The sequence below is a fragment of the Curtobacterium sp. NPDC086286 genome (assembly GCF_044746255.1).
GTDB lineage: Bacteria > Actinomycetota > Actinomycetes > Actinomycetales > Microbacteriaceae > Curtobacterium.
The window spans coordinates 430,642-446,410 of the sequence record NZ_JBIVBW010000003.1 but is presented as its reverse complement, the minus strand read 5'-3'; the positions used below and the strand labels follow the sequence as shown (position 1 = coordinate 446,410).

17 protein-coding genes are annotated in these 15,769 nt (G+C 72.0%); 11 read left to right on the top strand and 6 right to left on the bottom strand.

Annotated elements, in window-relative coordinates:
* Positions 1-161 precede the first annotated feature (161 nt).
* Entirely contained in the window at positions 162-1,172 is a 1,011-nt protein-coding gene (locus ACIPKM_RS08040) for an aldo/keto reductase family protein (RefSeq protein WP_071296510.1), read from the bottom strand.
* 193 nt (positions 1,173-1,365) lie between these two features.
* On the opposite strand from ACIPKM_RS08040, the gene ACIPKM_RS08035 reads away from it, so the two are divergent.
* Together ACIPKM_RS08035 and ACIPKM_RS08030 are read left to right on the top strand one after the other, a co-directional pair.
* Entirely contained in the window at positions 1,366-2,010 is a 645-nt protein-coding gene (locus tag ACIPKM_RS08035; protein WP_071296509.1) for a hypothetical protein, read from the top strand.
* 58 nt (positions 2,011-2,068) lie between these two features.
* On the top strand, positions 2,069-3,061 hold the full coding sequence (locus ACIPKM_RS08030) for an SDR family oxidoreductase (RefSeq protein ID WP_071296508.1): 993 nt from the start codon (positions 2,069-2,071) through the stop codon (positions 3,059-3,061).
* 118 nt (positions 3,062-3,179) lie between these two features.
* On the opposite strand, the gene rocD is transcribed toward ACIPKM_RS08030, so the two are convergent.
* Both rocD and ddaH read right to left on the bottom strand, forming a co-directional pair.
* Positions 3,180-4,406: an ornithine--oxo-acid transaminase gene (rocD, locus tag ACIPKM_RS08025; protein ID WP_402736523.1), complete on the bottom strand. Its 1,227-nt coding sequence runs from the start codon at positions 4,404-4,406 to the stop codon at positions 3,180-3,182.
* Entirely contained in the window at positions 4,403-5,290 is an 888-nt protein-coding gene (gene ddaH / locus ACIPKM_RS08020) for a dimethylargininase (protein WP_402736522.1), read from the bottom strand. Before ddaH ends, rocD begins: the two co-directional genes overlap by 4 nt.
* 246 nt (positions 5,291-5,536) lie before the next feature.
* Between ddaH and ACIPKM_RS08015 the strand changes: the two genes are divergently transcribed.
* From ACIPKM_RS08015 to ACIPKM_RS08000, 4 genes are read left to right on the top strand one after another with little or no spacing between them, the layout of a single operon-like run.
* Entirely contained in the window at positions 5,537-5,974 is a 438-nt protein-coding gene (locus tag ACIPKM_RS08015; RefSeq protein ID WP_070417337.1) for an Lrp/AsnC family transcriptional regulator, read from the top strand.
* Between the two features lie 10 nt (positions 5,975-5,984).
* On the top strand, positions 5,985-6,365 hold the full coding sequence (locus ACIPKM_RS08010; RefSeq protein WP_261646094.1) for a hypothetical protein: 381 nt from the start codon (positions 5,985-5,987) through the stop codon (positions 6,363-6,365).
* Between the two features lie 3 nt (positions 6,366-6,368).
* The gene (locus ACIPKM_RS08005) at positions 6,369-7,202 is read left to right on the top strand and encodes a nitroreductase family protein (RefSeq protein ID WP_402736521.1); all 834 of its coding nucleotides are present in this window, start codon (positions 6,369-6,371) and stop codon (positions 7,200-7,202) included.
* Positions 7,199-7,960, top strand: coding sequence for a YqjF family protein (locus ACIPKM_RS08000; protein WP_254790938.1), 762 nt, complete (start codon positions 7,199-7,201; stop codon positions 7,958-7,960). Before ACIPKM_RS08005 ends, ACIPKM_RS08000 begins: the two co-directional genes overlap by 4 nt.
* Here the strand turns inward: ACIPKM_RS08000 and ACIPKM_RS07995 are convergent.
* Positions 7,932-8,582, bottom strand: coding sequence for a hypothetical protein (locus tag ACIPKM_RS07995; protein ID WP_070417340.1), 651 nt, complete (start codon positions 8,580-8,582; stop codon positions 7,932-7,934). The two genes, ACIPKM_RS08000 and ACIPKM_RS07995, sit on opposite strands and share 29 nt — an antisense overlap.
* Before the next feature lie 91 nt (positions 8,583-8,673).
* Here ACIPKM_RS07995 and ACIPKM_RS07990 point away from each other — a divergent pair, with 91 nt between their 5' ends.
* Genes ACIPKM_RS07990 through ACIPKM_RS07975 form a run of 4 tightly spaced genes read left to right on the top strand, consistent with a single transcriptional unit; the run spans position 8,674 to position 10,834 of the window.
* Positions 8,674-9,672, top strand: a complete 999-nt coding sequence (locus ACIPKM_RS07990) for an SDR family oxidoreductase (protein WP_071296503.1) — start codon at positions 8,674-8,676, stop codon at positions 9,670-9,672.
* Entirely contained in the window at positions 9,669-10,007 is a 339-nt protein-coding gene (locus tag ACIPKM_RS07985; RefSeq protein ID WP_071296502.1) for a hypothetical protein, read from the top strand. Before ACIPKM_RS07990 ends, ACIPKM_RS07985 begins: the two co-directional genes overlap by 4 nt.
* 10 nt (positions 10,008-10,017) lie before the next feature.
* On the top strand, positions 10,018-10,605 hold the full coding sequence (locus ACIPKM_RS07980; RefSeq protein ID WP_071296516.1) for a dihydrofolate reductase family protein: 588 nt from the start codon (positions 10,018-10,020) through the stop codon (positions 10,603-10,605).
* 31 nt (positions 10,606-10,636) lie between these two features.
* Positions 10,637-10,834: a hypothetical protein gene (locus ACIPKM_RS07975; RefSeq protein WP_070417343.1), complete on the top strand. Its 198-nt coding sequence runs from the start codon at positions 10,637-10,639 to the stop codon at positions 10,832-10,834.
* A 46-nt stretch (positions 10,835-10,880) separates the two neighbouring features.
* Here the strand turns inward: ACIPKM_RS07975 and ACIPKM_RS07970 are convergent, their stop codons facing one another.
* Together ACIPKM_RS07970 and ACIPKM_RS07965 are read right to left on the bottom strand one after the other, a co-directional pair.
* The gene (locus ACIPKM_RS07970; RefSeq protein ID WP_071296515.1) at positions 10,881-11,612 is read right to left on the bottom strand and encodes a tyrosine-protein phosphatase; all 732 of its coding nucleotides are present in this window, start codon (positions 11,610-11,612) and stop codon (positions 10,881-10,883) included.
* Positions 11,605-15,174 (bottom strand): bifunctional proline dehydrogenase/L-glutamate gamma-semialdehyde dehydrogenase, encoded by a 3,570-nt coding sequence (locus tag ACIPKM_RS07965; RefSeq protein ID WP_071296501.1) that lies wholly within the window; start codon positions 15,172-15,174, stop codon positions 11,605-11,607. The genes ACIPKM_RS07970 and ACIPKM_RS07965 overlap by 8 nt, the downstream gene beginning before the upstream one ends.
* Positions 15,175-15,291: 117 nt before the next feature.
* Between ACIPKM_RS07965 and ACIPKM_RS07960 the strand changes: the two genes are divergently transcribed.
* Complete coding sequence (locus ACIPKM_RS07960; protein WP_071296500.1) at positions 15,292-15,768, top strand: MarR family winged helix-turn-helix transcriptional regulator; 477 nt, start codon at positions 15,292-15,294, stop codon at positions 15,766-15,768.
* Position 15,769 lies beyond the last annotated feature (1 nt).

The window sequence follows — 15,769 nt, the reverse complement described above, 5'->3', positions numbered from 1 at the left end:
ACTCTAAAACACCCCCCCCGCCCGGCGTCTGGCGGCGGGCCCCCCCCGGGCCCCCCCCCCCCCCCGGGGGGGGGGGGGGTTGTGGGGGGGGGGCGCCCCCCCCCCCCGCGCGGGGGGGGGGGGGGGGCCCCCCCCCCCCCCCCGCCTCCTGGGACGGGCACCTACGCCTCGCGCGTCTTCGGGCTGCTCTCCTCGGTCTTCGCCGGGTCGCGTTCGACCACCGAGCCGAGGGCGTCGTCGATGCGGGACAGCAACTCCGCGGGGATCGTCACCCCGGCAGCGCCGGCGTTGTCGTGCACCTGCTCCGGACGCGAGGCACCGATGATCGCGGACGCCACGTTCTGGTTCTGCAGCACCCAGGCGACCGCGAGCTGCGCCATCGACAGGTCCAGCTCGTCGGCGATCGGCTTGAGCTCCTGCACGGCGGACAGCACCTCGTCGCGCATGAACCGCTCGATCATCTTCGCGCCGCCCTTGTCGTCGGTGGCGCGGGAGCCCTCGGGCAGCGGCTGACCGGGCTGGTACTTCCCCGTCAGCACACCCTGCGCGATCGGGGACCAGACGATCTGCGAGATGCCGAGCTCCTCGGACGTCGGGACGACCTCGCCCTCGATGACCCGCCAGAGCGCCGAGTACTGCGGCTGGTTCGAGATGAGCTGGACGCCGAGGTCGTCGGCGATCTCGTGTCCCGCGCGGAGCTGCTCCGCCGTCCACTCGCTCACGCCGATGTAGAGCGCCTTGCCCTGCCGGACGACGTCGGCGAACGCCATCATCGTCTCCTCGAGCGGCGTCTCGTAGTCGAACCGGTGTGCCTGGTAGAGGTCGACGTAGTCGGTCTGCAGCCGCTCGAGCGAACCGTTGATCGACTCGAGGATGTGCTTGCGGCTCAGGCCGGTGTCGTTGTGCCCCTTGGGTCCGGTCGGCCCGAACACCTTCGTGGCGATCTCGAGGGACTGGCGTCGCTCCCCCTTCAGCGCCTCGCCGAGGACGGTCTCGGCACCGGTGTTGGCGTAGACGTCGGCGGTGTCGAACGTCGAGATGCCGACGTCGAGGGCTGCCCGGACGCAGGCGATCGCCGCGTCGTTCTCGACCTGGGAGGCGTGGGTGAGCCAGTTGCCGTAGGTGATCTCGGAGACCTTGAGGCCCGAGTTGCCGAGGTAGCGGTACTCCATGTGCGTGTCACTCCTGTCGTGGCCGCGTCGGTGCGGCTCCGTCGGCGACGGTAGTCCTCGGGACCTCCGTGCGAGCCAGTGACTGTACGCTGATGTTTCAGGCGCGATGGGCAAAGACGAAACCCCGGCGATGTGGCCTGGGCCAGTGATCGTTCCGGGGTCTTCGTGGACAACGGTAGCAGACAGGGGTCTGATGCAGGAAGACGAGCTCGAGCGCTTGATCACGGCCGATCGGCTCCGTTCGTACACCGAGCGGACGGGGTCCTCGACCGGCGCGTTGCGGCTGTACGAGTGGAACATGCGCGCCGCGGCGTCGGTCATGGAACTCACCGGCGTCGTCGAGGTGGTCGCTCGCAACGCACTCGACCAGGAGCTCCGCGCCTGGACGGCGGATCGAACCGGGAAGCCGTGGTTCGACGTCGCGCCGCTCGACGCTCGCGGACGCGCTGACCTGGCGAAGGCACGGGCTCGGGCGAGTCGAGACGGACGGCGCGACGAAGTGCACGGACGCGTCATCGCGGAGCTCGGCTTCGGGTTCTGGCGGTACCTCGTCGAGTCGCGGTACCTGACCGCGCTGTGGACACCCGCGCTGCACCGGGCGTTCCCGCACGGACCTGCGGACTCCTTGACGCGACAACGGGAGGTACGTGGCCGACTGCAGCAGCTGCACTTCGTGCGGAACCGGGCGGCGCACCACGAACCCATCCACGCACGTGACCTGCAGCGGGACCACGACTACGCGCTCGAGCTGCTCGGCTGGATCAGTCCGCACGCGGCGCTGTGGGCGGCGGACACCACCTCGCTCCGAGCCGTGCTCCGCGCCCGTCCCGACGGGTAGGTGCAGGATCGGAAGGGTTGCGGTGCAGTGGTGCACCGCCGGGAGCGAAGGAGCGTCCATGTCGGGAGCCAGCGTGCTGTTCATCGGCGGCAGCGGGGTGATCAGTGCCTCCTGTGTCCGCGAAGCCGTCGAGCAGGGGTTCGACGTCACCGTGCTCAACCGGGGGACCACCGGGGGCAGGCCGATCCCGGAGGGTGTGACGCGCCTCCAGGCCGACGTCTCGGACCGGAACGCCCTGGCGGAGGTGGTCGGCGACCGACACTGGGACGTCGTCGTGAACTGGATCGCCTTCACGCCGGACCAGGTGCAGGCCGACGTCGACTTCTTCGCCGGGCGGACCAGGCAGTACGTGTTCATCAGTTCGGCCTCGGCGTACCAGACCCCGGCGACGCACCTGCCGATCACGGAGTCGACGCCCCTGAAGAACCCGTACTGGCAGTACTCGCGGGACAAGATCGCGTGCGAGGAGTTGCTGATGGCGGCGTACCGGGAGCAGGACTTCCCGGTGACGATCATCCGGCCATCGCACACCTACGACGAGACGAAGCTCCCGCTGACGGGCGGCTGGACCGCGGTCGCGCGGATGCGGGCCGGCAAGCCGATCATCATCACGGGCGACGGCAGCTCGCTCTGGACGATCACGCACAGCCGGGACTTCGCGGTCGGGTTCACGGGGCTGCTCGACCGGGCCGAGGCGATCGGCGAGGCCTTCACGATCACGAGCGACGAGGCGCCGACCTGGAACCAGATCGCGCACGAGATCGCAGCGGCAGCAGGCGTCGAAGACCTGCGGATCGTGCACGTGCCGGCGGATGCGATCAACGCCGTGGACCCGGAGTGGGGTGCGGCGCTCCTCGGCGACAAGGCGAACAGTTCGGTGTTCGACAACAGCAAGGTGCGGTCGCTCGTGCCGTGGTACCGGCCGCGGACGCCCTACCGGCAGGGCGTGCGCGAGGTCATCGCCTGGTACGAGGCGAACCCCGACGCGCAGGTCGTCGACGAGCGGCTCGACGCCCTGATGGACGAGCTGGCGGCGCGCTGGGCGGTGTGACGGGCGGGGCGCTGCGGCGCGGCCGTGCTTCGTGAGCAGAAATGGTCGGGTCGCCCGAGGGCACCCGACCATTTCTGCTCACGAAGCGAGCGCGGAGCTCACGAAACGAGCGCGGAGCTCAGGCTCGCGCGCGCAACACCTCGGCGAGGGCGCCGATCGCCAGGCGCACCTCGTCGTCGGTCACGACGAGCGGCGGCGCGAAGCGGATCGTCGACCCGTGCGTGTCCTTCACGAGCACCCCGCGGTCGGCGAGGTCCTGCGCGATCTGCTTGCCCGTGCCGAGCGCGGGGTCGATGTCGATGCCCGCCCAGAGTCCGGCGACCCGGTGCGAGACGACCCCGGAGCCGACCAGGTCGTCGAGCAGCCCGCGGAGCAGCGGTTCGCCCTCGAGCGCCCGCTGCTGGAACGTGCCCTCGTCGAGCATCGCCACGACCTCGGAGCCGACGGCCGCCGCGAGCGGGTTCCCGCCGAAGGTCGACCCGTGCTCGCCCGGACGCAGGACGCCCAGCACGTCACGCCGACCGACCACGGCGGACACGGGGACGATCCCGCCGCCGAGCGCCTTGCCGAGCGTGATGAGGTCCGGGCGGACCCCGACGCGCTGCACGGCGAGGGTGTGGCCGGTGCGACCGAGCCCGGACTGGATCTCGTCGGCGACGAACAGGGCGCCGAACTCGTCGCAGATCGCCCGGACGTCCGGCATGTAGGACGGAGGCGGGATGACGACCCCGCCCTCGCCCTGGATCGGCTCGAGCAGCACCGCGACGACGGTCTCGTCCATCGCCTCGCGCAGGGCATCGGCGTCGCCGTACGGCACGGTGCGGAAACCGGGCGTGAACGGCCCGAAGTCGTCGTGCGCCGACGGGTCGTCCGAGAACGAGATGATCGTCGTGGTGCGACCGTGGAAGTTCCCCGAGGCGACGATGATCGTGGCGCGCTCGGCGGGGACGCCCTTGACGCGGTAGCCCCAGGCACGGGAGACCTTGATCGCGGACTCCACCGCCTCGGCACCGGTGTTCATCGGCAGGACCATGTCGGTCTCGGTCAACGCGGCGAGCGCCGAGGCGAACGGCCCGAGCTGGTCGTTCACGAACGCGCGCGAGGTCAGCGTGACCCGGTCGAGCTGCGCCCGCGCGGCATCGAGCAGCCGGGGGTTGCCGTGACCGAAGTTCACGGCGGAGTAGGCGGCGAGGCCGTCCAGGTAGCGCTTGCCGTCGACGTCCGTGACCCACGCGCCGTCGCCCGATGCGATGACGACGGGCAGCGGGCTGTAGTTGTGGGCGAGGGAGCGTTCCTCGACGGCGAGCGCCGCAGCGGTCCGCGAACCGAGCGACGAGGCCGTCATCGCGCGACCGAGGTGCCGGTGCCGACGGGGTGCAGGTCGAGCGTGCAGCACTTCACGCCGCCGCCGCCGAGCAGCAGCTCGGACAGGTCGACGCCGATCGGGTTGTAGCCCTTCTCGCGGAGCTGCGACGCGAACGTGGTCGCGCGCGAGGCGATCACGACGTTGTACCCGTCGGAGTAGGAGTTCAGGCCGAGGATCGCAGCGTCCTCCTCGGTGGCGATGATCGCGTCCGGGAAGCGCTCGCGCAGGATCGCCAGCGACGGCTCGTCGAAGGCGCTCTCGAGGTAGGCGATGTTCGACGTGCCGTCCGCGGCGGGCTCCGGGTCGAGGACCGCGATCGCCGTGTCGAGGTGGTAGAAGTTCGGGTTGATGAGCTTCAGGGTGACGACCTCGCGGCCGGAGATCCGCGCGAGCTCCTCGTGCGAGGTGCTGTCCGAGCGGAAGCCCGTGCCGGCGAAGATGGTGTTCCCGATGAGCAGGAAGTCGCCCTCGCCCTCGTTCGTCTCCTCGGGCTCGGCGACGGTCAGGCCCGCGCTGCGGAACCAGTCCATGTACGCCGGACCCTCGGGCTGACGCTCGGGGTACTGGAACTTCGCGCCGTACGCGACGCCGTCGAGCACGAACCCGCCGTTGGCCGCGTAGACCATGTCCGGCAGACCCTCGATCGGCTCGATGTACGAGATGTCGAAGCCGAGCTGCTCGTAGACGTCCACGAGGGACTGCCACTGCTCGACGGCCTTCGACGTGTCGGTCGGGTCCTCGGGGTGCATCCACGGGTTGATCCGGTAGCTGACCGTGTAGTGCGTCGGCTTGCACATCAGGATCGTCCGCTTGGTGGCGGTACGGGCCGGTGCATCGGTGGTCGAGGGTGCGGTGTTCGACATCAGTCCTCCTGAGAAGGGGCCGGGGCCCGAGCCTGCCAGGAACCGAAACGGAACGAAGGAGAGGTGCTCCGGCGAGATGCAGGCTCACTCGCCGTAGCGGACCAGGTCGACGCCACGTCGATCCTGACACAGACCGTCCGGCAAGTGCAGTACCGGGAGCGAAGCGCCGTGGCACCCGTTCGGGTGACGCACGTTTCGTGCGCCGAACCCACCGGGCGTGCAAGAAGTCCGCGTACCATGGGTGCAATGGATTCGCTCGACCACCGCATCCTGGATCAACTCCGGGAGAACGCCCGCGCCGGCTACGGCGACATCGGGTCGGTGGTCGGACTCTCGGCCTCCGCCGTGAAGCGTCGCGTCGACCGGCTGGTGGGCGACGGCGTGATCCAGGGCTTCACGATCAAGGTCGACCCCGCCGTCGAGGACCGCGGCACCGAGGCCTGGGTGGAGCTCTACTGCCGCGGCACGGTCTCCCCCGACGAGCTCCGCACCCTGCTCGACAGCGTGCCGGAGGTCATCGACGCCGGCACGGTCACGGGCAGCGCCGACGCCGTCGTGCACATGCGCTCGAAGGACCTCTCCGCGCTCGAGGAAGCCCTCGACAAGGTCCGCCTCGCACCCCAGGTGGACCACACGCGGTCCGCGATCGTGCTCTCCAAGCTGGTCAGTCGCGAGACCGCGTAACGTCCCGAACATGCGACGGATGTGGGCCGGGAGGCGCGGATCGCCTCCCACGGGTTCGCGCACGGCCCGCCGTCTGGTCACCGCTGCGAGCGTCGCCTACGTCGCGAACTGCGCCTGGGGCACCGCCGTCGCCGTGCGGCTCATCCGGACGAGGAAGCTGCGCGTCGTCCACCACGGCCTGTTCGTCGTGACCGCCACGCTGACCGGTGTCGCGGCGACCACCCCGGTCTGGACGCGAAGCCGATCGGCGCTCTTCCTGCTCCCGGCGCTCGTGCCGCTCGCGGTCGCACCACGCACGAACCCGCGCTCCGGAGCACACTGGCAAGTCGCGGTCGCCGCGGCGCCGTCCTACCTGGGGGCATTGCTCGCGGGCCGCCGAGCAGAGAGGTGAGCAGTGGAGCTCTTCGAGGCGATCAGACGCCGGCGGACCACCAACGGACCGTTCCTCCCCGACCCCGTGTCGCCCGAGCACCAGCGGCTGCTCATGGAGCTGGCCGGCCGGGCACCGTCGCAGCTCAACAGCCAGCCGTGGCGGTTCGTCCTCGTCGAGGAGCGCGACACGATCGACCGCGTCGCCGAGATCAGCGGCTCGTCGATGACCCGGACCATGGCCGAGGGGACGTCCTTCGAGCGGTACAAGCCGTACTTCCGGTTCTCCCAGGCCGAGATGGACGAGCGGCGCGACGGCATGCTGTTCGACAAGCTCCCCGGACCGCTCAAGCCCTTCACGAAGCAGGTGTTCACGAAGCGTGGGCAGCTGCTCATGAACACACTGCGGGTGCCGCACACCCTCGGTGAGGAGAACCGGAAGCTCGTCGCCGGGTCGCCGCTGCTGCTCGGCGTGCTGCTCGACCGGCACGAGTACCGGAAGGAGGAGCTCTCGGGCTTCTACTCGGTGTTCAGCATGGGTGCGGCGATGGAGAACATCTGGCTCGCCACGACCGAACTCGGACTCGGCATCCAGTTCGTGTCCTTCCCGATGGAGACGCCCGGGGCGTGGGAGGAGATCGAGGGACTGCTCCACGTCCCCGAGTCGCTCGAGCTGATGGCCGTCTACCGGATCGGGTACCTCCCGCCCGAGCGCCGGCGTCCCGCGATCGACTGGACGTCGAGCGAGCGGAAGCGGCCGTCGCAGTACGTCTTCCGGGGGACCTGCGACACCCCGCAGCTGGGGTGGGACGACGCGCCCGTGGCGGGGCACATCGCCCCGGAGGCGACCACCTCGTGACCGCGGCCGTGCCCGCCGGGGGCGAGCCGCGCCTCCAGGCCGTCGCTCCCGGATTGACCGGACGCCCCTGGATCTCGCAGGACTGGCTCGACGTCGTCTTCGTGCACTGGCGCGTCGACGTCTCGGCGGTGGCGCCGCTGCTCCCCGCCGGCACCCGGCCGGACACCCTCACTGCGGACGGCACCGACGACGGGGCGACCACGTGGGTCGGCCTCATCGCGTTCCGGTTCGAGGACACCCGGTTCCCGCCGATCTCGACGGGGAGGATCGGGGACTTCGTCGAGGTGAACGTCCGCGTCTACACGATCGACGACGAAGGGCGGCACGGTGTGGTGTTCCTGTCGCTCGACGCCGGCAAGCTCCTGCCGACGATCGGCGCGCGCGTCGCGACCGGTCTGCCGTACTGGTGGGCCGATGCCGAGACGCGGAACGGCGACGGCCGCGTCGGCTACGCGATGCGACGACACGGGACGCACCTGCGGTCCCTCGTCGAAGTGCGGGTCGGTGCGGAGGTGACCGAGCCGACGGTCCTCGAGACCTTCCTGACCGCGCGGTGGGGCATGCACGTGCACCGAGCCGGCCGGACCCGGTTCTGGCCGAACGAGCACGAGCCGTGGCCGCTCCACCGGGCCTCGGTCGTGTCGCTGCGGGACGACCTGATCGGTGCGGCCGGACTCCCGTTCGGCCTGGCCTCGCTCGAACCGGACTCGGTGCTCTACTCGCCGGGGGTCACGACGCGGTTCGGTCTGGGGCGCTGAGCGGCGGTGCCCCCGCGGTCCGCTCGGCGACGGCGAACTGCACGACGGCCATCACCACGGCGAGCGCCGCGAAGAGCGATCCCGGGCCGATCCAGACCGCCGCGAGACGATCCGGCACGGCCGGGGCCGTGAACCCCACGACGGACAGGCCCGTGCACGCCACGGCGACGAACACCGACGCCCACGCCACGAGCAGTCGGTCGACACGGGGCACCGACCGGGCGAAGCGGAACGTCATCGGGATCCAGCCCACCGCACCGAAGAGCACGCCGAACGGGAGACCGACGACGAGGCTGCCGATCGCGAGGATCGCTGCCGTCGTCACACCGACCGTCATCCGGACGACGTGCAACCGCCAGGAAGCCGTCATGGTCTGCTCGGCGTAGGCCGATCTCCCGGCAGCGGCCAGGGCGATCGCCCCAGCGGCGACGACGGTCCCGCTCCCCGCGCAGACGACCGCGCCGAGTGGCTCCCCGAAGCGGGCGGCGGCCAGGACGAGCAGCACCGCCAGGAGCATCACGAGGACCGGGAGCGTCCAGACCTCGTGGTGTCGCGTCGGGGTGCTGAGGACCCAGCCGGGTGGAGGCGTCTCCTCGGCGGTGTCCTCGTTCCGGGTCTCCACGAGCCCATCATGCTCGTGGCCGACCCCGCCTGCATCCGTCCGGGGGACAGCGGCTGAGTGGTGCACGGTCGACCGCAGGTACAAGGGAGCCATGACTCGAGTGGCAGTGGTGACCGGTGGTTCCGCAGGACTGGGACGGGCGACGGTGCGGGAGCTCGCCGCGCGGGGGTGGGACGTCGCCGTGCTCGCGCGGGGGCGGGACGGGGTCGAGGCCGCGGTCGCCGAGGTCGAGGCGGCCGGACGACGAGGGCTGGCACTGGTCGCGGACGTGTCCGACCGGGAGGCCGTCGAGGCAGCCACGGACCGTGTCGAACAGGAGCTCGGGCCGATCGACCTCTGGGTCAACGGCGTGATGGTCGGCGCGTTCGGACGGTTCATGGACACCGCACCCGAGGACTTCGAGCGCGCACTGCACGTGACCTACCTCGGCTTCGTGAACGGCACCCGGGCAGCGCTGTCCCGGATGGTCCCGCGCGACCGCGGGCAGGTCGTCCAGGTCGGTTCGGCCCTCGGCTTCCGGGGCATCCCGCTGCAGGCCGCGTACTGCGGGGCGAAGCACGCGATCGTCGGGTTCACCGAGTCGGTCGTGTCCGAACTCCTCGAGCAGGGCAGCAAGGTGCAGGTCTCCCGCGTCGACATGCCCGCGCTCAACACCATCCAGTTCCAGTGGGTGAAGTCGAAGCTGCCGCACCAGCCCCAGCCGGTCGCACCGATCTACCAGCCGGAGGTCGGCGCACGGGCGATCGCCGCCGTCGCCGAGCGGCCCCGTCGCCGCACCTGGGTCGGGGAGTCGACGGTCTACACGATCCTCGGCAACCGGATCAGCGGGCGGTTCGCGGACTGGTACGCCGCGAAGACGCTGGTGTCCGGGCAGCAGGACCCCGAGAAGGACGGCTCGGCGATCGGCGTGAACCTCTACGAACCGGTTCCAGGGGACCACGGGGCGCACGGGGTGTTCGACGACACCGCGCACGCCTGGTCGCCGCAGACCTGGTGGGTGGAACACCGCCGGCTCGGGAACGGGATCGTCGGCGCGGTGCTGGCCGGTGCGGCGGGAGCCGTGGCGCTGGCGGCGGGACGACGACGATGACGTCGGGCTCCGGTGTCGAGGCCTTCCGGGCCGCCGTGGGGTTCGGGCACGCGGTCCGGGCCGCACGGGGCGGTGGGCAGCCGGTGCTGGACGTCGTGCTCGCGGCGCGGCAGCTCACCCAGGCGGGGCTGGTCGGCCGCGCCGGGACTCCCGACGCACACACGCTCAGCGCGGTCGTGGACACCCTCCACGGCCTGACCATGGTGCCGCTGGCCGTCGCGGACCGGCGACGGCGCCGGTTCGCCCTCGGCCAGCTCGGGATCTCCCTGGTGCTGGTGATCGCCGAGTGCGCGGCCGTCGGCAGCGGACGACGTGCTGTCGGAGGTGCTCGGTAGCGTCCCGGGCATGAGCACGACCTACTCCGTCGCGTCCTCGCTGGACGGGTTCGTCGCCGCGCCCGGCGACGACCTCGACTGGCTGCTGCAGTTCGGCTTCGAGCCGTTCCAGGAACACCACGACCGCTTCTTCGCGGGCGTCGGCGCCCTCGTGATGGGGTCGACCACGTACGAGTGGCTGCTCGCCCACGACGACACCTGGGCGTACCCGGACCTGCCGACCTGGGTGTTCACCACGCGCGAGCTGCCCGTGCCGGACGGCGCCGAGGTGCAGTTCGTCTCGGGATCGGTCGCGGACCACCAGTCGGTCCTCGAGCGGGCGGCGGGCGATCGCGACGTGTGGGTCGTCGGCGGCGGTCTGCTCGCAGCGCAGTACCAGCAGGCCGGGCTGCTCGACGAGCTCCGGGTCACCGTGATGCCGATCGCGCTCGGCGCCGGTGCGCCCCTGCTGCCGGTGGCCGCGCCCACGCCGGTGTTCGAACTGGTCGGCACGACGCCGTTCGTGGGCGGCGCGGTCGAACTGCACTACCGGTCGACACCGGCGGCCGGTGACACGGACCCGCACTCCGTCGGCCAGGATGCGCGCACCGACGCCTGACGCCCACCAGCCGCGGCGTAGCGTCCGTGCCATGAGCGACAACGAACAGACCGAGCCCGTCATGGACGGCGCCACCGAGGCGACGAACCACGAGAAGCTGCACGGCCTCATCGAGCAGGTCGACCACGACCACGCCGGCGAGGGCGCCGGAGCGATGGCCGACCACCTCCGTGACCGGATGGACGAGACCGGCGTCGTGGACGAGGAAGCCGGCGACACCGAGGACTGAGCCCCGCCGGACGCCACCGCGCGCGTCCGCGGACGGTCCCCGTCGGTCAGGCGACGTCCGCGCGGAAGGTGCGCAGTGCCTCCAGGTCGTCCGCGTCGAGACCGGCACGCTCGACGAACCGGTCCACGTCGAACGCGGCGAGGGCCGCGCGGAACGCCCCCTCGACCGTGGTGCCGTGCTCGGCGCACAGCGCCTCGATCTTCGCCTCGTTCGAGGGGACTCCGATCGAAGCGAGCAGCGCCGGGGCGTTGTCGACCGTGACGAGGTGGTCGGCGACGATCGCCTCGGGTTCGACGCCGGCGAGGGACAGCAGGACGAGCGCGATGATCCCGGTGCGGTCGCGTCCGCCCGCGCAGTGGAAGAGGACACCGCCCGGTTCGGCTCGGGCGATCGCACGCAGGACCGAGCCGGTGCGCTCCGGCAGTTCGGCGAGGTGCGGGCCGTAGTACAGCGGTGTACCGACGAGCCCGGTCTCCCAGTACGCCTGCCAGAACGCGGGAGCCGCGTCGAGTCCGTCGTGGTCGATCACGACGGTCGTCACCCAGTCCGGCCGCGTACCGGTGTCCTTCTCGGTCTCCCACGGCGCGCGCAGGTCGACGACCGTGCGGACCCCCGCGTCGCGCAGCGCCTGCCAGCCGGCGGGGCTCACGCGGTCGACGTTCTCGGACCGGAAGACCTGCCCGGACGGGGTCGTCCCGCCGTCCCGCAGCGGGAGCCCGCCCAGGTCGCGGGCGTTGAACAGCCCCTCGGCGTGCAGGGTGCGGTCGGCGTCAGACATGCAGCTCCGCGAGGTCGGGGTCGAGGTCACCGAAGCGGTGCGCCGTGATCGACACCGTCTGTTCGCGCAGGAAGGGCAGCATCTCGATGATCCCGGCCTCGACCACGGGGGCGTCGTGGATGGCCACGTCGACGCTGGCACCCAGGGCTTCCTCGAGCGCGAGCGGGTCACCGCCCACGAGCCGGATCCGGGCGCCGGGTCCGCCGAACGCCGTGTGCGCCGGGCGGTCCTGCCCCTGGGCGAGCACGGCGTCGAGCGCATCCTGCTCGACCTCGTCGCCGGAGGACCAGTCCGGCCGGAACAGGTCACCGGAGGCGGCACGGCGGAGGAACTCGTCGTCCGACTCGACCAGGTGGTCGACGACGTGCAGCGGTGATCGGCTCGACGCGAGCAGTTGCGTGAGCGGTCCGGGGAGTGGCCGAGCCGTGCTCACGAGCAGGTCGGCCCGGGCGGCGGTCGCGGCGGCGAGCACGCGCACGAGGTCGCCGGACGAGGCGCCCTCGGCCTGCCGGACGATGACGGACTGCGGTCGCCAGCGCAGCACGTTCCGCTCGACGACGAGCCCGGCCGGGTCGTGCGCCACGCCGAACTCGGACTCGCGTGCGCGGACGTCGCTCAGTGCACCGGCGCGCACCTGGTCGAACTCCTCGAACGACAGGCCGCTGCGGGCCGCCTCGATCACGGCGGTGACCCGCGGCGGCAGGCCGTGCAGCTGGATGCTCTTGTGCACGGTCCGGGGCGTGGGCTCCCACCGGCCGAGCGTCGCGACGGACATCGAGCCGCCGGGTTTCGTCCCGGTGCCGACCGACGAGCGCTTCCACCCGCCGAACGGCTGCCGGTGGACGATCGCGCCCGTGGTGCCGCGGTTGACGGACAGGTTGCCCGCGCGGACCCCGGCGATCCAGTCCGCGACCTCGTCGGTGTCGAGGGAGTGGAGGCCGGCGGCGAGCCCGTGGTCGGTGCCGTTCTGGATCGCGATCGCCTGGTCGAGGGTGTCGGCGCGCATGATCCCGAGGACCGGGGCGAGGTACTCGGTCTGGTGGAAGTCGCTGCCGGGCCGGACACCGTCGCGGATCCCCGGCGACCACAGCCGGCCGGAGTCGTCGAGCGGGACCGGCTGCACCAGCCAGGACTCCCCCGGGCCGAGCTCCGTGAGCCCGGCGCGCACCGTGCCCTCGGGCTCGGCGATGAGCGGCCCCACCTGCGCCGTCGGGTCGTCCGGCCAGGCGACACGCAGGGTGCGGGTGGCGTCGACGAGCTGTCGGCGGAAGTGCTCGCTCTCGCCGACCGCCCCCACGAGGATCACCAGCGAGGCCGCGGAGCACTGCTGCCCGGCGCGACCGAACGCCGACCGGACGATGTCCTGCACGGCGAGGTCGAGGTCCGCGCTGGGAGTGACGACGATCGCGTTCTTGCCGCTCGTCGCGCCGGTGAGCGGCAGACCGGCCCGCCACCAGCGGAAGGAGCGTGCGGTGTCGGCCGAGCCCGTGAGGACGATCCGGTCGACGGCTGGGTGCGCGATGAGGTCGCGGCCGAGCTGGTCCTCGTCGAGGTCGACGAGCTGGAGCAGGGAGTGCGGGACCCCGGCGTCCCAGAGCACGTCGGCGAGCACCGCCCCGGAACGCTTCGCCTGGGGCGCGGGCTTCAGGACGACCCCGCTGCCCGCGGCGAGTGCGGCGAACACGCCCTCGGCCGGGTTCGCGACGGGCGACGTCCACGTCGGCGCCACGACCGTGAGGCGCGGCGGCACGTACCGGGCACCGTCGCCGTCGAGCACGGCCAGCCGCCGGGCGCTGTCGGCGGCGTGGTGGGCGGAGTCGATCGCGGCGCTCACGTCGGAGTCGGCCTCGCTGAAGGTCGTGCCCGTCTCCGCCGCCGACACCTCGATGAGGTCGGCACGCCGCGTCTCGAGCTCGTGCGCGATGAGGTCGAGGAGCTCGGCGCGGTCGGACGGGTCCTGCCGTCCCCAGTTCACCCCGGCCTGCGCCGTCCGGGCGACGATGCGCTCGAGCTTCGACCGGTCGGCGACCTTCGAGCCGCGGATCGTCTGCGCACCGAGCTGCGAGCGCGGCACCCGCCGGAGCACGTCGATCGCCCACTCGCGGTTCGCCGCGGTCGACGGGTCGGTGTCGGGTGCGTTCGTGAAGGCGTCACGGTGCACGGGGTCGCCGATCGGGGCACGGCGGTCCTGCGTCCGGTTCGTGGCCGGCACCGGACCGGGAGCGTCGAGGGCCGCGATCGCCGCCAGCCACCGGCCGCGTTCACGCTCGAAGACGCTCTCGTCCTGACCGATGTCGCCCGATGCGGCGACGAAGCCGTCCGGACTGGCGCTCTCCTGCAGCCGCCGCACGAGGTACGGGATCGCGGCGTCGAACTGGTCGGGGTGCACGACCGGGGTGGAGACGACCACCCGTCCGACGTCGGCACGGACGGCGTCGGCGGACGCGGACGCCATCCCGAGCAGCACCGCGACGTGCACGCCGTCGGTGACGCCGCGGCGCTGGGCGAGGGTCCACGCCGTCGCGAGGATGAAGAGGTTGTGGCTCGCGACCCCGATCCGGACCGCGTCGATGCGCTCCGGCGTCAGGGCGGCGTCGAGCAGCCGGAGGTGGGCGGTGTCGGTCTCCTGCTTCGACCCCCACGTGGCGAGGGGCCACCCGTGCAGGATCGCGTCGACCCGTTCCGTCGCGAGCGAGGCGCCCTTGACGAGTCGGACCGTGATCGGCGCACCGCCACGGGCACGCCGCTGCTGCGCCCAGGCGGTCAGGGAATCGAGTGCGCCGGCGGCGTCGGGCAGGTACGCCTGCAGCACCACGCCGGCGTCCAGCCCGAGGAACTCGTCGCGGTCGAGGAGCGTCCGGAACGCAGCGAGCGTCACGTCGAGGTCGCGGTGGTCCCCGGCGTCGAGCGTGACGGACTTCGCGGTCGGGGACGACGCGGCGAGCCGGTACAGGGGGACGAGCCGGTCCACCACCCGTTCGACGGTCTGGTCGAACGCCCACGCGGACATCTGCGGCACGACCGAACGCACACCGATCGACACGTGGTCGACGTCGTCACGCGCCAGCAGGTCCATCGTCGCCTGCAACCGTCGGTCGCTCTCCGCGCTGCCGAGCACGGCTTCGCCGAGCAAGTTCACGTCGACGACCGCACCCGGGCCGCCGACCTTCGCGAGGGCGGGCCCGAGCTTCGCGTCGGTGGCGTCGACAACCAGATGCCCGGTCATCCGCCGCAGGATCTTCCGCGCCGTGGGCACCACTGCCCACGGAGCCATGGTCGCGAACCCGCCGCCGAGCGTCACCGCGCCGCGCAGGGACCAGGACAGGAAGTCCGGGACGTCGCGGCTGACCTGCTCGAGGTTGCGGGCCACGACGCGTGGGTCCTCGGGGCGGATCACCTTGTCGACGAGACCGCGCGTGAAGTCCAGCCCCCGGTCGTCCCGCAGGGCCTCGGCCAGGCGGACCGCCCCCGCGTCGGGCTTCGTCCCCGCGGACGCCGCCAGCCACCGCCGCACGAGGGCGACGGCGTCGTCGGTGCAGTCCTGCAGTCGGGCGCTCGGCATGCACCGATCGTATGCTGCGCCACCGACCGCACCTCGGAGCGAGCCGTGCGCCACCGGCGAGTCATCCGAGCGGATGATCATGCCGTCGAAGCGTCCGGAGGTCGATACGCTGACGCCATGTCGAACGAGGGCGCCGAGGGCCACGACTGGGCGACGTGGGACGCCTACCACGACGTCTGGCGACGCCTCGACCGAGCGCTCGACCAGGCCGTGCAGCACGGCGCAGGCATCTCGATCCCCGAGTTCGAGATCCTCATCGGACTGCACCGCGAGCCGGACCACCGGTTGCGGGTCCGCGACATCGCGGCCGGGATCGGCTGGGAGAAGTCACGCGTCAGCCACCAGGTCACGCGCATGGTGGCGCGGGGCCTCGTCGAGCGCGCGGACTGCCCCACCGACGGACGGGGCAGCTGGGTGGAGATGACCCCGGACGGTCGCCGCGCGGTGCTCGCCGGCATCCGTGCGCACACCGGTGCGCTCGAGGACCTGTTCTGGAGGCCCGTGGGGACCGACGCGGACACGCTGCGGTCCGTCAGTGCTCGCGTCGAGGCCGCGATCGGCCCCGACGATTCGGATCCGGACAGCGCCGACTGAG

What these genes read in the sequence shown, in the direction of transcription:
- ACIPKM_RS08030 (WP_071296508.1), top strand. Translation starts at nt 2,069, where the DNA reads ATGTCGGGAGCCAGCGTGCTGTTCATCGGCGGCAGCGGGGTGATCAGT.
- rocD (WP_402736523.1), bottom strand. Translation starts at nt 4,406, where the DNA reads ATGACGGCCTCGTCGCTCGGTTCGCGGACCGCTGCGGCGCTCGCCGTC.
- ACIPKM_RS08015 (WP_070417337.1), top strand. Translation starts at nt 5,537, where the DNA reads ATGGATTCGCTCGACCACCGCATCCTGGATCAACTCCGGGAGAACGCC.
- ACIPKM_RS07975 (WP_070417343.1), top strand. Translation starts at nt 10,637, where the DNA reads ATGAGCGACAACGAACAGACCGAGCCCGTCATGGACGGCGCCACCGAG.
- ACIPKM_RS07965 (WP_071296501.1), bottom strand. Translation starts at nt 15,174, where the DNA reads ATGCCGAGCGCCCGACTGCAGGACTGCACCGACGACGCCGTCGCCCTC.
- ACIPKM_RS07985 (WP_071296502.1), top strand. Translation starts at nt 9,669, where the DNA reads ATGACGTCGGGCTCCGGTGTCGAGGCCTTCCGGGCCGCCGTGGGGTTC.
- ACIPKM_RS07970 (WP_071296515.1), bottom strand. Translation starts at nt 11,612, where the DNA reads ATGTCTGACGCCGACCGCACCCTGCACGCCGAGGGGCTGTTCAACGCC.
- ACIPKM_RS08010 (WP_261646094.1), top strand. Translation starts at nt 5,985, where the DNA reads ATGCGACGGATGTGGGCCGGGAGGCGCGGATCGCCTCCCACGGGTTCG.
- ACIPKM_RS08035 (WP_071296509.1), top strand. Translation starts at nt 1,366, where the DNA reads ATGCAGGAAGACGAGCTCGAGCGCTTGATCACGGCCGATCGGCTCCGT.
- ACIPKM_RS07980 (WP_071296516.1), top strand. Translation starts at nt 10,018, where the DNA reads ATGAGCACGACCTACTCCGTCGCGTCCTCGCTGGACGGGTTCGTCGCC.
- ACIPKM_RS08040 (WP_071296510.1), bottom strand. Translation starts at nt 1,172, where the DNA reads ATGGAGTACCGCTACCTCGGCAACTCGGGCCTCAAGGTCTCCGAGATC.
- ACIPKM_RS07990 (WP_071296503.1), top strand. Translation starts at nt 8,674, where the DNA reads ATGACTCGAGTGGCAGTGGTGACCGGTGGTTCCGCAGGACTGGGACGG.
- ddaH (WP_402736522.1), bottom strand. Translation starts at nt 5,290, where the DNA reads ATGTCGAACACCGCACCCTCGACCACCGATGCACCGGCCCGTACCGCC.
- ACIPKM_RS07960 (WP_071296500.1), top strand. Translation starts at nt 15,292, where the DNA reads ATGTCGAACGAGGGCGCCGAGGGCCACGACTGGGCGACGTGGGACGCC.